Source organism: Actinoplanes regularis, from assembly GCF_900188005.1.
Lineage (GTDB): Bacteria > Actinomycetota > Actinomycetes > Mycobacteriales > Micromonosporaceae > Actinoplanes > Actinoplanes regularis.
The window spans coordinates 416688-430842 of record NZ_FZNR01000004.1 but is presented as its reverse complement, the minus strand read 5'-3'; the positions used below and the strand labels follow the sequence as shown (position 1 = coordinate 430842).

The 14155-nt window shown below is 69.0% G+C and carries 16 protein-coding genes; 10 read left to right on the top strand and 6 right to left on the bottom strand.

Features of this window, described 5'->3' with window-relative positions; translation table 11 throughout:
* Nucleotides 1-142: 142 nt before the first annotated feature.
* Together CHC09_RS14365 and CHC09_RS14360 are read right to left on the bottom strand one after the other, a co-directional pair.
* Nucleotides 143-1012 carry a DUF1345 domain-containing protein gene (locus CHC09_RS14365; RefSeq protein ID WP_239138290.1) on the bottom strand — a complete coding sequence of 290 codons (870 nt, stop codon included), beginning with the start codon at nucleotides 1010-1012 and terminating at the stop codon, nucleotides 143-145.
* A gap of 47 nt (nucleotides 1013-1059) precedes the next feature.
* Nucleotides 1060-2838 (bottom strand): HEAT repeat domain-containing protein, encoded by a 1779-nt coding sequence (locus CHC09_RS14360; protein ID WP_089293560.1) that lies wholly within the window; start codon nucleotides 2836-2838, stop codon nucleotides 1060-1062.
* A gap of 133 nt (nucleotides 2839-2971) precedes the next feature.
* Here CHC09_RS14360 and CHC09_RS14355 point away from each other — a divergent pair, with 133 nt between their 5' ends.
* From CHC09_RS14355 to CHC09_RS14345, 3 genes are all read left to right on the top strand, one after another.
* Nucleotides 2972-3166, top strand: coding sequence for a hypothetical protein (locus CHC09_RS14355; protein WP_089293559.1), 195 nt, complete (start codon nucleotides 2972-2974; stop codon nucleotides 3164-3166).
* Nucleotides 3167-3217: 51 nt separating this feature from the next.
* Entirely contained in the window at nucleotides 3218-3949 is a 732-nt protein-coding gene (locus CHC09_RS14350) for a phosphotransferase enzyme family protein (RefSeq protein ID WP_089293558.1), read from the top strand.
* A 149-nt stretch (nucleotides 3950-4098) separates the two neighbouring features.
* Nucleotides 4099-4692 carry a hypothetical protein gene (locus tag CHC09_RS14345; protein WP_143232322.1) on the top strand — a complete coding sequence of 198 codons (594 nt, stop codon included), beginning with the start codon at nucleotides 4099-4101 and terminating at the stop codon, nucleotides 4690-4692.
* Nucleotides 4693-4732: 40 nt separating this feature from the next.
* Here CHC09_RS14345 and CHC09_RS14340 read toward each other — a convergent pair whose 3' ends face one another.
* Complete coding sequence (locus CHC09_RS14340; RefSeq protein WP_143232321.1) at nucleotides 4733-5293, bottom strand: hypothetical protein; 561 nt, start codon at nucleotides 5291-5293, stop codon at nucleotides 4733-4735.
* 94 nt (nucleotides 5294-5387) lie between these two features.
* Nucleotides 5388-5771 (bottom strand): hypothetical protein, encoded by a 384-nt coding sequence (locus CHC09_RS14335; protein WP_089293555.1) that lies wholly within the window; start codon nucleotides 5769-5771, stop codon nucleotides 5388-5390.
* 317 nt (nucleotides 5772-6088) lie between these two features.
* Between CHC09_RS14335 and CHC09_RS14330 the strand changes: the two genes are divergently transcribed.
* From CHC09_RS14330 to CHC09_RS14320, 3 genes are read left to right on the top strand one after another with little or no spacing between them, the layout of a single operon-like run.
* Nucleotides 6089-6679, top strand: coding sequence for a TetR/AcrR family transcriptional regulator (locus CHC09_RS14330; protein WP_089293554.1), 591 nt, complete (start codon nucleotides 6089-6091; stop codon nucleotides 6677-6679).
* A 46-nt stretch (nucleotides 6680-6725) separates the two neighbouring features.
* Entirely contained in the window at nucleotides 6726-7847 is a 1122-nt protein-coding gene (locus CHC09_RS14325; protein WP_373871897.1) for an alkane 1-monooxygenase, read from the top strand.
* A gap of 25 nt (nucleotides 7848-7872) precedes the next feature.
* Nucleotides 7873-8514, top strand: a complete 642-nt coding sequence (locus CHC09_RS14320) for a nucleotidyltransferase domain-containing protein (RefSeq protein ID WP_089293552.1) — start codon at nucleotides 7873-7875, stop codon at nucleotides 8512-8514.
* A gap of 15 nt (nucleotides 8515-8529) precedes the next feature.
* Here CHC09_RS14320 and CHC09_RS14315 read toward each other — a convergent pair whose 3' ends face one another.
* A complete protein-coding gene (locus CHC09_RS14315; RefSeq protein ID WP_239138291.1) occupies nucleotides 8530-9213 on the bottom strand; it encodes a GNAT family N-acetyltransferase in 684 nt (227 codons plus the stop codon).
* Between the two features lie 38 nt (nucleotides 9214-9251).
* Between CHC09_RS14315 and CHC09_RS14310 the strand changes: the two genes are divergently transcribed.
* Together CHC09_RS14310 and CHC09_RS14305 are read left to right on the top strand one after the other, a co-directional pair.
* Nucleotides 9252-9785, top strand: coding sequence for a hypothetical protein (locus CHC09_RS14310; RefSeq protein WP_143232320.1), 534 nt, complete (start codon nucleotides 9252-9254; stop codon nucleotides 9783-9785).
* Nucleotides 9786-10074: 289 nt separating this feature from the next.
* On the top strand, nucleotides 10075-10869 hold the full coding sequence (locus CHC09_RS14305) for an SCO6745 family protein (protein ID WP_239138292.1): 795 nt from the start codon (nucleotides 10075-10077) through the stop codon (nucleotides 10867-10869).
* 141 nt (nucleotides 10870-11010) lie between these two features.
* Here CHC09_RS14305 and CHC09_RS14300 read toward each other — a convergent pair whose 3' ends face one another.
* A complete protein-coding gene (locus CHC09_RS14300) occupies nucleotides 11011-11667 on the bottom strand; it encodes a hypothetical protein (protein WP_089293548.1) in 657 nt (218 codons plus the stop codon).
* 320 nt (nucleotides 11668-11987) lie between these two features.
* Between CHC09_RS14300 and CHC09_RS14295 the strand changes: the two genes are divergently transcribed.
* Entirely contained in the window at nucleotides 11988-12569 is a 582-nt protein-coding gene (locus tag CHC09_RS14295) for a hypothetical protein (RefSeq protein ID WP_089293547.1), read from the top strand.
* A 213-nt stretch (nucleotides 12570-12782) separates the two neighbouring features.
* Nucleotides 12783-13994 carry a pectate lyase gene (locus CHC09_RS14290; RefSeq protein WP_089293546.1) on the top strand — a complete coding sequence of 404 codons (1212 nt, stop codon included), beginning with the start codon at nucleotides 12783-12785 and terminating at the stop codon, nucleotides 13992-13994.
* Nucleotides 13995-14155: the final 161 nt, after the last annotated feature.

Here is a 14155-nt window from a genome sequence, read left to right as displayed (position 1 = left end):
TTGTCCGAGCGTCCGTTCTCGGTGACCACGCCGGCCAGCACCCGCCGGCCGCTCACCGGCAACCGCTGGAGCCGGCGGAACCGTTGACCTGTTCCGTCGTGGTGGTCGGGCTTCCACCCGGAGGACCGACCACCACGCCCCGTCAAAGGATGTTCACCGCCCGGGCGATCACCAGGGCGACGGTCGCGAGCGACACGCACGACTGGGTCAGCATGAGCAGCTTGGCCCAGGGGGTCATCGGCAGCGTGTCGGTCGGGCTGAAGGCGGCCGCGTTGGTGAACGACAGGTACAGGTAGTCGACGAAGGACGGCTCCCCGTCCCGGTACGTGCCGTCCGCGGCCGCCATCTGGGCGAATTGGAAATCGGGGTTCGGATACGTGGCGTGGGCCCGGGCCGCGGGACCGCCCCGGTCGAACTCCCAGTACCAGAGCGCGAAAACGATGATGTTGGTCAGCCACACCGCACCGCCGATGGTCAGCAGGGCGGCGGCGCTCTCGCCCTCCCTGCCGTGCACCAGGTTGAGGATCAGGTGCCCGGCGGAGTAGGCGTTGGCCAGGGTCGCCACGCCGACCAGAATCAGGCCGAGCCGGCGTACCCACGGATGCCGGGTCGAGATCCGGCCCGGGTTGGCCACGATCAGCAGCGCCAGGATCGCGGCCTCCAGGACCGGCAGCAGCCACTGCGGCCTGATCGCCAACCGGCCCGGCACGCTCAGCTGCAACCCGATGGCCGCCACCACGGCGATCGCGGCCGGCCAGCGCGGCTCACCGGCGGTCGGGCGCAGCCACGCGGGTGTGCAGACCTCCACGGCGCGATCGAGCCCGCGCCGGCCGCTGTCGACCGCGGTCCGGACGGTCCCGGCCATCCGCTGCTCGACCTCGTCGAGGTGCTCGCTGAGGCGGTCGTGCAGCACCCGCTCGATCACCTCGACGAGCTGCTGGTGAGAGGCACCGGCCGGTACATCGGCGGGCGATGACGACGGTTGCGCGGGGACCGGCAGCTGCTTGTTCACGGCCGCATTGTCCTGCTGACCGACAACAGCACGACGGGGAGGCCGGGTCATCCGGCGATCCGCTCACGGGCGGCGATGACCGCGTCGACCAGCGTCTCGTCCGCGCGCATCTCGGAATCGGGGTCGCTCACATAAAATCCCGCCCGATGCCGCGAGGCCACGAACTCGTCCAGCCGATCGAGGATCGGCCGCGCGTGCGCCCCCATCGCGGTGAGGACCCGCAATGCTTTGGACGCGTGATAATCGTCGAACAGGTACTCCCGCAGAACCTCCAACAATTCGGCGGCAACCGCGGGACCTTCATGGAGCCACAGCGCGCCGGCCGTTTCCAACTGCCCGGATCCGGGAGTCCGGAACAGGCTCCGCAGTTGCCTGTGCTGGCGATCGGTGAGCCCGCCGTGCTCGGCCAGACAGGTAAGCAGCATCGACGAGATCCTGCTGCGGCGAAGCTCTTCCGGGCGGCCGGCGAGATACCGTTCGACCGCCGTCCGGTCCGACGTGATTTTGAGAAGGGCGAGCGCGGCGCCGGGTGTCGGGTACTGCCGCAGCAGCTCTGCCGCGGGCGCGGCGGCCGGGCCGATCCCGCCCAGAACGGAGATCGCCCGATCCGGAGTGTCATTCTCGGCCCCTTCGAGCCGGGCGATGAGCTCGGGCACCGCTGCGGCGGCAGCGGGACCGAACGCGGCCAGCACCCACATCGGTAGGTCCGGCGCACACGAATCCGGCAGCGCGGCCAGGATCTGCCGGGCGGCCGCCACCGGCGCCCGCGGGTCAGCGCCCGCTCGGGCAACCGCCCGCAACGCGTCGACCAGGCCAGGATCGTCGCTGCCGGAGAGCATCAACCGTGCCAGGTGCGGCACCGCTCGGTGGTCACCGACCCTGCCCAGCGCGGTAGCGGCCACCGCGCCGAGCTCAGGGTGGTCCAACATCGCCGCGAGATCGTCGGCCGCGAGGCGGGACGCGGTCAGGGACGCGGCCAGTGCCCGCAGCGCCGCCGACCGTACGTCCGAAGGAGGTTCGTTCAGGATGCTGGTCAGCATCGGTGTCAGCCGGCCGGGCGCGGTGCGCCACGCACGCATCGCCGCGATCGCCATTCGTACGCCGTCGTGCCTGACCTCGGACTTCTCGGTCGGGTTCGCCAGCCGTTCCGCCCAGGCGCAGCAGTCCTCCTCCCGGTCGAGGCCGATCAGCGCCTGTGCCCAGCGCTGACCGGCGGTCCACGAGAGACGGGATCCCGGCGCGCCGAGGACGCCGATGGTGGCTTCGAGGTCGGCACGGATCGCGGCGTCCAGGGCCGGCCAGGCCGCCGGGGACGCTCCGCTGAGGAGAGCGACATTGGCCAGCAGCCGGGTGGCCGGGACGGGATCCGACCGCAGGCGTTCCACGATGGTTCGGTGCCGCGGAACCTTCTGCCAGGGCATGGCGTCCACGAGGGCGGTCCGGACGATCGGATCGGTGGAAGCGTTCAGCGCGGCCACTGCTCGATCGAGTTCGGCGGTTCTCACCAGCAACGTCGCCGTGGAGCGCCGCACCTGCGGGTCCTCGTCGGTCAGGGCCGACTCGGCGGCGTCTGCCAGCAGGGGCCAGGAGGGACTTTGGGAGGACAGATCGTTCAGCAACTCGAAGACCGTCCGCCGCACCGGGAGGCGGTGGTCGGTCGTGAAGGTCAGCAGGCGACGGGTCACCAGCCCGTCCCGGTCGGCCCTGACCCAGTAGAAGATGTGGGTCCGCACCTCGCTGCCGGGGGCCAGGACCTCGCCCGAGACGATGCCCGATTCCAGCCATCCCCAGTCGCCCAGCGGCGATACCGGTGCCGGGCCGTTCACTCTGCGAGGCGCGGGGCGCCCTTTCCGTATGTCATGAACCTGATCTTCGTCCGCGGGCACGCCGGCGCGCAATGTGATTACCAACCGGCTTCCCGGGGCCCAGGTCAGCTGACCTTCCCGCTAGGCTGCGCCGATGTCCTTCGAGGTAGCCGTTCGTGACGTGGTGTGCGGCGGTGATGGCGGGAGCGTCGTCTGTGGTGGCGCCGGCAGTTTCCTCTCCTGGCTGACGATCGCCACCGCGTACCGCGACACCGTGTACGGAGACGACGTCGCGAGCGACGACAGCTTCGGCACGATGCGTATCCGTCCGGCGATCCCGTTGACCTGACGCAGCGTCCACGGCGGATCGGTCAGACGGCCGGTGGATAGGGTATGGCCGATGGAGTGGGAAGCGCTCGAGCAGTGGGGTGAAGACGTCGCTCGGATCGAGCCGCTCGCCGGCGGAGTCGCCAACGACGTGTGGAGTGTGCTCGTCGACGGGCGACTCGCGGTCTGTCGTCTCGGCACCAGGAGCGACGCTGATCTCGCCTGGGAGACCGCGCTCCTCCGGCATCTCGACCGCGAGGGTCTGACCGTGCCGGTGCCGATCCCGACGACGGACGGCCGGCTGTTCGTCGACGGTCTGGTGGTGATGACCTACCTGGAGGGCGGCCCACCCGAGACGCAGGCCGACTGGCGGCGCGTGGCCGGCACGCTCCGCGAGCTGCACCGGTTGACGCGGGGCTGGCCGCAACGCCCGGGCTGGCGATCGTCGACCGACCTCCTGCACGCGGAGGCTGGGACGAGGATCGACCTCGGCGCGATGCCGCGGGAGGGCGTGGCTCGATGCCGGGCAGCGTGGGCGCGACTCGCCGGACGTCAGGCGTGCGTCGTGCACGGCGATCCCAATCCTCGCAATGTTCGCATGACCGCGAACCGGGTCGCGCTGATCGACTGGGACGAGGCGCGCGTCGACGTCCCCGACCTCGACCTGGTGCTGCCCGGCAACGCCGCCGACCTCGACGACGGCGCGTACGACATCGCCGCGCAGGCGTCGGCGGCGTGGGAAGCCGCCGTCTGCTGGAAGGACGAGTACTCGGTCAAGCGGCTCGCCGAAGTCCGAGCGCTCTGAGACGAGTCGGCGACAACCGCTGAGGCTTGACCACTGTCGGCACGTCAACCTAATGTGTGCACGTTCACAGAAGATCGACAACTGTTCGCGCAGCGATGTGTGCACGTTCACAGAGGACCCGCAGCGGAGTAAAAAGCAAGGAGACAGCTATGCCCACCACTACAGCACGTCGTCGCCGGTTCCTACCGTGGGCGATCCTGTCGGTAGCGTTCGTTGTGGCGTCCATCGGGCCGTTCGCCAAATTCGCGCAGGCGGCCGCCCTGGAGTGCGGTGCCGCCAAGGGCGCCTACGTCTTCGTCCGGCCCGGCGGCGCGAATGGACTCGGCCACGTCGGCTGGGGTTACCGCACCGCGTGCAGCGGCTCCTACTCCTTCGGCTCGGTGGAGAACCCCAGGGGCCAGGCGCACATCGACCGCGGCGCCGACAACGGCTTCTGGCGACAGAGCGGCACCGAGTCGCAGATGCTCAGCGCGATGAAGTCCCGTGGCTACCAGTCGTACAAGACGGTCACGACGTCGCGCGCGAGCTTCGACCCCGGCCCGGCGAACACGGTGGCCGGCGCCTCGGCCGGACGTGGCTACGACGTCATCGGCAACAACTGCGCCGACAACGTGTGGGACGTGCTGCACGCTTACGGCGTGCCGGATCTGCCCTACCTCCAGGTTCACCCGGCACCCAACAACTGGTACGCGAGTTTGGGCAGTACCTCGAACGTCACCTGGTCAGGATCGACCGGGCTGTAGTTCCGCCGACGCGGCACCGGCCCGCAAGGGCGGAATGCCATCATTGCCGCTCCCCCTGGTGCGCACGGGTTCGCGCAAGGAGGGTCTGGTGCCAGCGGCGACCTTCGGGTCCGCAGTTCGCTCCGATGAAATCGCGCAGCCGGCCGGTCTCCACGATCAGCCGGCTCAGATCCTGCCGGTAGCGGTCACGATAGGTTCGCACCACATCCCGGTCGACGTGCAGAGCCTCCAGGGTCTGCCGCATCGCGGAGACGCCCCGGCCGCCTCCGGCCTGCTCCGTCTCGATCGCACGGTGGGTGGTGCGGATCGCCTCGCCGATCGTCTGCTCGGTCGAACGGGCACCGTCGAGTGACGCCTTCGCCAGCTCGGCGGTCTGCCACGACCGTTCGTGCAGGGCGCGCAATTCGGCGAAGTCGAGTGGTCGGCCCGGGCGCCTCAGCCTTTCGGCAACCCGCTGCTCCTGCTCCAGCACTTGGACATGCAGACGTTCCAACTCGGCCACTCGGACCGCGCCGAACATACGTGCAAGGACCGACCGGGCCAGGGCCTCCGTGAGCCCCGGCCCCGAGAAGGCGAACGTGCGCCGCGTCAGAGCGCCCATGAATTGCTGCCACCGTCCCCCGGCGACTCGCTCCGGTCCCGACACCGAGGTGAAACGACCCAGGGCCAGTAACAGCTGGCGGCCGAAAGAGTCGCTAGCTGACATCGGACGGCTCCGACTTCCACTGAAGCGGCGTGGCTCCCCCGGGCAGGACCGGCACAGCGGATTCAGCGGGCGCGGTGCCGACCTGGCGCAGAAGCTTCTCGACCACCAACGGCGCGGTGATCCCGAGCGCCCCAGCGGCAAAGGGACCCCCGATCTGCCCATCGGCGCCGATCAGGGCAGCCAGCCCGGCACCGGCGAAGAGCCGGAGCACGACCGAGGTCAAATAGGCGGACAGTCTCGGCTCACCCGGCCGCTTCCACGGCGGGGCCTTCGCCCGGCGTAGCGCGGCGGCGAGTTCGAGGGCTTCCACAATGAAGCCACCCAACAGTCCCCAGCAGCCGGCGGCAACGGAGGACAGCGGCTCAATCGGCATGAACCGACCGTAACGACCGAAGTTGACATTCGAACCGCGCCCGGACCACCGGCAGCGCCGTGAGCACTGTTCAGCCGTCCAGGCAAACCTGCAGGTCACGACTGCTGGAACCGGAAGGCGATCAGCTCTCCACGCACCGCGGGGTCACGACCGTGCCGCGCTGGAACCGTGGACAATCCCCCATCGGGGGTCAGACAAACCGATGCTCCGCTGAACGGTTCCCGTTCCTGCGATCTCGTACCGGCCGGCACGAAGCCCAAGCGCGGCATAGCCGCCTGGCGGGTCGCCGTCATCCATGCTGTTTACGATCTGGGGTGATGAGCGCCGAACCGCCCTCGAAGACGAACAGCCGCGCCCGGGTACGCGAGGCGCTCGTGAGCGCCGCTCGCGAGTTGACCGTGAAGCACGGATGGGAACGCGTGCGCATGGCCGACGTGGCGCAAACCGCCGGGGTCAGCCGGCAGACGCTCTACAACGAGTTCGACAGCCGGACCGGCCTGGCCGAGGCGCTGGCCGTACGGGAGATCCAGACGTTCGTGTCCGGTGTGCGCCTCCACCTGTCCGCGCACGGCACCGACCCGCGCGCCGCCGCGTACGCCGCGATCCGCTTCGCGCTGGAGGACGCCGACCGCAACCCGCTGGTACGCGCGATCCTGACCAGCGGGCGCGGGGGAGCCGACGAGCTGCTGCCCTACCTGACCACCCGGTCCGACATCGTGCTCGACGCGGCCGGCGCCGTCATCCGCGAGTGGGCCGCCGAGCATCTGCCCCAGGTCACCGCGCCGGTGGTCGACGTCGCCGCGGACGTCGTCGTCAGGCTCACCGTCAGCCACATCGTGCTACCGCGCCTGCCCGCCGCCGAGACCGCCGACGTGCTGGCCGACGTGTTCGTGCGCCTGCTCACCTGACCTCGGCTTCTTGACACGAAGGCCATCCGTGTAAACCATGAGCGTCATGGATGTCGCCGTACTCCCTTGGCGCGATACCAAGCGCCCACTCTGGCCGCTCGCCCTCGTGGTGCCGGCCCTACCGTTCGCCGCCCTGCTGCTCGCCGCCGCGACCCGGTCCCCGTGGGCCTGGTGGCTCACCCCGGTGGTCATCCTCGGCGTCATCCCCCTCATCGACGTGCTGGTCGGCGACGACCACACGAATCCGCCGGAAGCCGCCGTACCGGCTCTGCAGGCCTCGCCGTACTACCGATGGATCACCTATCTTTTCCTTCCCGCCCAGTTCGCCGCGCTCGTCATGGCCTGCGCGACCTGGACCCGCGGTCCCGGAGCGGCCGGTGCGGTGGGACTGGTGCTGACCATCGGGCTGGTCAACGGCATCGCCATCAACACCGCCCACGAACTGGGCCACAAGCGGGAGAACGTGGAACGCTGGCTGTCCAAGATCGCCCTGGCGCCGACGGGGTACGGCCACTTCTTCGTCGAGCACAACCGCGGCCACCACGTCCGGGTCGCCACCCCGGAGGATCCCGCCAGTTCGCGACTCGGCGAGTCGTACTACCGGTTCTGGCCCCGAACGGTGCTGGGGAGCCTGTCCTCGGCGTGGCGCCTGGAGACGTCGCGGCATCGGCTGCGCGGCCGCAGCCCGTGGACCGTACGCAACGAGATCCTGCACGCCTGGGCCATGACCCTGGCCCTCTTCACCGGGTTGACGATCACCTTCGGCCCCCGCGTGCTGCCGTTCCTGCTGCTGCAGGCGATCGTCGGCTTCTCGGTCCTGGAAGCGGTGAACTACCTGGAGCACTACGGCCTGCTCCGGCAGCGCAACGCCGCCGGCCGCTACGAGAAGGTCGACCCGCGGCACAGCTGGAACAGTGACCGGCTGACCACAAACGTCTTCCTCTTCCAACTCCAGCGGCACAGCGACCACCACGCCAATCCGCTGCGTCGTTACCAGGTCCTGCGCAGTTTCGACGTCTCACCACAACTGCCGGCGGGCTACGCGACGATGCTGCTGCTCGCCTTGATCCCGCCCCTGTGGCGCCGGGTGATGGACCATCGGGTGCTCGCGCACTACGGCGGAGACGCGTCGCTGGCCAACACGACACGCGGATATCGCCGGCGATGAGTAGCTCGCGGATATCGTTCGGTGGATGAGCGAGCAGCTTCCGGGCGGCGGTTTCAAGGTGTCGACCGACGACATCGCGGCACTCGAAGCCCGTTGGGCGCGATGCTGGGAGCCCCACGATGTCGCACGCCGGCTGGCCGGAATCTCCACGCCCTGGTACATCGCGGCGGGCTGGGCCCTGGACCTGTTCCGAGGTGAGCAGACCCGCGAGCACCATGACCTCGAGATCGGCGTGCCGGCGGAGCGCTTTCCGGAGATTCGCGAGCGCTTCGCCGGTCTCGTCTTCGACGCGGTCGGTGACGGCCGGATCTGGGAGGCGGCGACGCCGCAGGTGCTGAGCGCCACCTGGCAGACCTGGCTGCGCGAGCCGGCCACGGGACATTATCTGCTCGATGTCTTTCGCGAACCACACGATGGCACGGTTTGGATCTGCCGGAGAGACCAGAACATCAGGATGCCGTACGCCGAAATCATTCGGTACACCCCGGACCGGATCCCCTACCTGAGCCCCGAATTGGTTCTCCTCTTCAAGGCCAAGCAGGTACGCCCGAAGGACCAGGCCGATTTCGACGGAGCTCTGCCTCTGCTGACTCGCACCCAACGCGAGACGCTGTCCCGGCTCCTGACGCAGGTCCATCCGGGACACGCGTGGCTGGCGTCCCTGTAGCGCCAGGGTGATGGATTATGACGACAGGGTCCGGGAACGCCATTCACGGGCCAGAACGGCGAACACGAGTTGATCCGCCCACTCGCCGTTGAACAGGTAACTTTCGATGTGGCGCGCCTCCTGGCGCATGCCGAGCCGGGCCATCAGCCGGGCGGACGCGTCATTACGCCCGTGGCACCGGGCGTAGATCCGGTGCAATCCGAACTCGTTGAATCCCCAATCGAGAAGTGCGGTAGCGGCTTCGGTCGCCAGCCCGCGGCCCCCATGCTCGGGATTGAAGACATACCCGATTTCAGCCGTACGATCGGACCGGCTGCGCCAGACCAGTTCCACGGTCCCGATGACCCCGGCGTCGACGGTCACCGCCAGAGTCAAGCAGTCCCCCTCCTCGCGAAGCGCGTCCTCACCCGTCATGGCGATCACCGAGGCTTTCGACTGCTCGCGAGTACGCGGCCCGGCGCCGAGCATCCAGCGGACGACGTCGGGCCGGCGCTGGTACGCGTACACATCTTCGAGATCGTCAAGCGTCACCGGACGCAAGGTGAGCCGCGCGGTACGAATCGGATACGTAGGCTGGAACATCGTTCCATCGTAAGTCGAGGTCGGCGAATGCTCAGATTCACGCCGTTTTGCTTCCCGCGGATGGTTCAGGTTCGCCGGAGGCCGGTCGTTGGTGAGGGCGGCATGGCCGTACGTCATCCGAGCGGTTGTCCTGAGATCAGGTAGAGGAGGCGCCGATGTCGGCTTTCAACACCCCGCGGATTCCGGAGCAGGAGCGTTGTGCCAGCTGCGGCGCGGGCGGACACGCCGAGGCTGCACTCGACGTATCCGTCCCGGACTTTCCCTGTCCCATCTGCCTGGAAAGTGCTGCCCCGGTCGCGGCGGAGAGCGTGGCCACGGTCTGGTCCTCGGTTGACGCCCTGCACCAGGCCGTGGACCGGCTGCTCGGCGAACATGACGGCGTCACCGTCCAGGTCCTGCGACCGGAGTCGATGGTCGCGGTCGTCCTTCCGTCGGGCTACCGGTGGCACGTGTACCCGCCGTACGCCGGCGTCATCAAGGTCTCCGCACCTCACGCGGCGCTGTACGGGCCGGACCTGGCACCCGTGCCGGGCGTACCGCTGATCACGCTGATCGCCGTCGAGGACCTGCTCGACCTGCTGATCTCCACCCAGGCGGGACCGGTCGCAGAGTTGATCGACGCTGACCTGATGGCCCGGATGGAAGCCGACCTGTTCGATCCCGACACCCTGCTGGGCGAGGGAATCTGAGGCTCGTACCGGGTCCGGCTGCGTCACAGGTGCTCGCGGAAGACCTTCAGAGCAAGCATCCCGAAGGTATCGGCCGTCTCGGGACCAGTGGTCGGTCCCGGTCGGTCGGCCCATCGGGATGCCCCAGCCGCCGCGATCGAACACTCTGGTGAAGTCGCGAACGTCTCGGGCGTAGTGCTGTCGTATCCGGGCCGCGTCGTTCGTTGCCACCGTGAGCGGCCCACGAGGGTGCCGCCACGACCGCAGGAGATGCCGACCGATGCCGCACCCACGGGTCAAGGTCCACCGCATGTTCGAGCTCGTCGAGCCGATCGCCGCCGTCACCTTCTCCCAGATTCCGAACGAGGCGTTCCTGGCCCTCGGCATGCGCAACTACTGGGACGGATACTTCGCGGGCCGGGCCGCGCCGCTCGGGCCGGCACCCGCCGCGGTGGTGCACGCGGTCTTCTACAACTTCGCCGACGGCGAGGTGGCGCGCCACATCCCGTGGGTCTGGGGGAAGACCACCCCGCAGGAGGCGATCGCCGTACGAGAGCGGGGCAGCGCCGCCGCGCTACGGCAGGTGCTCGGGGAACTCGCCGACTCCCCCGGTCTGGTGCGGGTCGCCGACCTCGCCACCCGAGCAGCGGTCAGCGCGCCGATCGAGGGCCGGGCACTGTACGCCGGGCTCCGGGATCTCGACGTGCCCGAGGAGCCGGTGGCCCGGCTGTGGCATGCGGCGACCCTTCTCCGGGAGCACCGCGGGGACGGCCACAACGCCGCCCTCCTCGCCCATGGCATCGGCGGCACCGAGGCCCATGTCCTGCTCGCGCTCTCCCTCGGAATGCGGCCGGAGGAGTTCGGCCGGGTCCACCACCTGCCCGGGGAACAGCTGGCCGCTGTCGTCGACGGGCTGCGTGGCCGCGGCCTGGTGGACACCGCCGGCGGGTTCACTGACGCCGGCCGGCAGACCAGGGACCGGATCGAGGCCCTCACCGACGAACTGGCGGCACCGGCCTACGAAGTGCTCAGCGCGGACGAACTCGACGAGCTGATCAGCGGCCTCGAGCCGCTCGCCACCGCGGCGCGGACCATCGATGACTGAAGGCAGCGAGCTCCGCACCTCCCGGGATTGCTCAAATCCGGTCCGTTTCGGCGCCTCAGGTCAATAAACCTGGCCATGGCGGTCGGCTTCGTCGTTGCGCTCACCCTGTCGAGTGCTATCCGAGACGCCGGGACAGCGAGCCTAGGCCACCCACCACCACCCGCCGCCCACTTCCCGTCTCGGATTTCCGAGGTCTCCCTCGGCGGTGTTGACCAAGGTCTGCTCGGTGGGCGGGACGGCGAAATACGCGAGACCGGTGCCCGACTCGTGCCGCCAGTTCTGCCACATCTGCACGAACACCGCGGTGCGGCTGACGTAGGCATAACCGGACGGGGACAGGGAGCGTAAATCGGGTGGCAGGGTGAGATCACCCTCCGGCAGGCGGCCGGCGCGGTAGTCCGCGGCCAGCTCGGCGAGCGCGGTGCGGTGTTCGCGGTACTGGTAGTCGATGACGTCGACCTGCGAATTCAGCCGGGTGGTGACGACGACGCCGGCGGCGGCTAGCGCCACGCTCGCAAGGGCGACTCCCCACGACCGTCTCAGGCAGGCGATCAGGATGGCCGTGACCGATACCGCTGTGGCGAGGAGGAAGCTCGCCATCCAGATCGGCAGGACGAGGTACGACCCGAGGAGAGGAGGCACCCGGGTGAGCCGAAGGAGCGGGATCGCCAGCAGCCAGCCGGAACAACTGAGGGCTGTCCGAAGGAGGCCGCGACGGCTCCACACCACCGTCCCGGGCTTGGCGCGCGCCGCGGAAGGCGCTTCCTGCCGATCGGCCAGGTCCCACAAGAACGTCATCTGGTTTCTCCACGATCGACTGCGGATGAGCCCTGCCCCGGCGCGGCGCCGGCATGTTCCACAGACGACGCGAGGCACTCCCGGAGTACCTGGCGAAAATCGTGCGTCCTCGGTCCTCGGCTCCGGAAGGCCCCACACAGAACCTCCACACGATTTCCTGAACGTCTACACCGGAGAGACCGACGTAGCCACCGTCGTCTCCCGCGCCCGGTCGAGCAATTTTCACTATCTGGAGTCGTTTGATCTGATCGTTGGGTTTTGCCGGATTCTCTCAGGGCACCGGTTCGCGCGACGACGTTCATCGATGAGAGGAACCGATCATGCGTCTATCGACCGTCCCGAAGGTACTGCTGGCCGGCGCGCTCGCCCTGACCACCATGGGTGCCGTGGCGGCACCGGCGGCCGCTTCCCCGGCCCGGCAGCCGACGGCATCGGAAGCCGCCGAAGGGACGCTGACCTCCAGCGTCCAGGGCACCTTCACCGATGCCGACGGCGGCCTCGGCCAGGCCACCGGAACCTTCACCCCGACCGAATTCGCCGTTCAGGACGACCGGCTGGTTGCCGTCGGCACCCTGCGCGCGGTGCTGACCGATGCGACGGGAGCCACCGTCGGCACCGCGGAGCAGGCGGTGACGCTGCCCGTGCAGACCCCTGAGACGGGCCAGGTCAGCACGCTGGCGGCGTGCACGATCCTGCACCTGGTGCTCGGCCCGCTGGACCTGAACCTGCTCGGCCTGCTGGTGCATCTCGACCGGGTCGTCCTCGACATCTCCGCGCAGCCCGGGCCGGGCAACCTGCTCGGCAACCTGCTGTGCGCGATCGCCGGCCTCCCCAACGGCGGCGGAGCGCTGTCGCAGATCGCCGCTCTCCTGAACCAGGTTCTGGCGATTCTGGGCCTCTGACGGACCGCAGCCGGAGCGGGAGACGTCTACGGGACGTCTCCCGCTCCGGCGCGTCGTACGGCCGCAGCGTGACGATCTGTCACCTAATCGCCTTCCTTCAGTAAAGCCGACAGCTCCTTGCCTTGACATCGATCGGCCTCTATCCTCCACAGGAAAGCGCTTTCCCCCCGCTCGAAGGCGCTGACCCATCCCCACGACGAAGGCGAGAGACCGATGAAACGTCCAGTCGCCCTGCGGTGGACGGCCGGAGGAGCCACCCTGGTCGCGAGTGCCGCGATCATGCTGGCGCTGCCGTCACCCCAGGCTTTGGCCGCCGACAACCTGAGCCTCAACGCCGGCGCGGACGGCTCCAGCAAGGCCAGCGGCACCAGCTACGGCAACGTCAAGGACGGCGACACCAGCACCTACTGGTCGCCGACCAGCTCGACCGGCTACGTCTCAGTCAAATGGAGCAGCGCCACGACGGTGTCCTCGGCCGTCATCAGGCAGGCCTCCGGCGGCGGCTCGATCAGCTCCTGGCGGGTGCTCAACGCCGACAACGGCGCGGTCCTGACCAGCGGCAGCGGCAGCCCGAGCACGATCTCGTTCACCTCGACCGCGCTGAAGAAGCTCACCTTCGAGATCCTCAGCGCGTCCGCCGCACCACGGATCGCCGAGTTCGAGACGTACAACGGTGGCGGTTCGACGCCGACCACCAGCCCCACCACCAGCCCCACCGCCAGCCCGAGCCCGACCGGCGGCACCGGCACCCCGACCGGCGCGTGGCCGACGTCGGCCGGCTCGGTGTCGATCTCCGGCACGATCAACGTCTCGGGGACGTTCGACGGTGGCATGAAGACCTACTGCTGCATCGGCGACGGCTCGCAGAGCGAGTCCCAGGACCCGATGTTCAGTATCGCCAACGGCGGCACCCTGCAGAACGTCATCATCGGCTCCCCCGCCGGTGACGGCGTGCACTGCGAGGGCACCTGCACCATCAGGAACGTGTGGTGGAACGACATCGGCGAGGACGCCGCGACGTTCAAGGGCACCGGCGGCGGCACCAGCTACGTCATCGGCGGCGGCGCGCGGTCCGGCAGCGACAAGACGTTCCAGCACAACGGCAACGGTACCGTCAGCATCTCGGGCTTCTACCTGAGCGGCTCGGGCAAGCTCTACCGTGCCTGCGGCAACTGCTCCAGTTCGTACCAGCGCAACGTGAAGGTCGACAATGTGCTGCTCAACGACATCGACATGGTCGCCGGCATCAACACCAACTGGGGCGACACCGCCACCATCACCCGGGTCACCCTGACCAACAGCTCCAGCGCCGTGGTCTGCGGCCAGTACAAGGGCGTCCCCAAGGGCAGCGAGCCGACCTACCTCGGCGAGGGCTGGAACAACAGCAACTGCAAGGTCACCCAGAGCGACATCACGCGCAAGTAGGACGGCCTCCGCCGGAAGCACGTACGCCCTGCTCAGCGGTGCACTTCGCCGCTGAGCAGGGCGCAGAACTCGTACCTACCGGCGGGCGACTCTCGGGAGGATGCCGTCTGAGAGTGGAAGCGCGAAGACGCCACGCGTATCGCAAGAACCGACGACGGCGG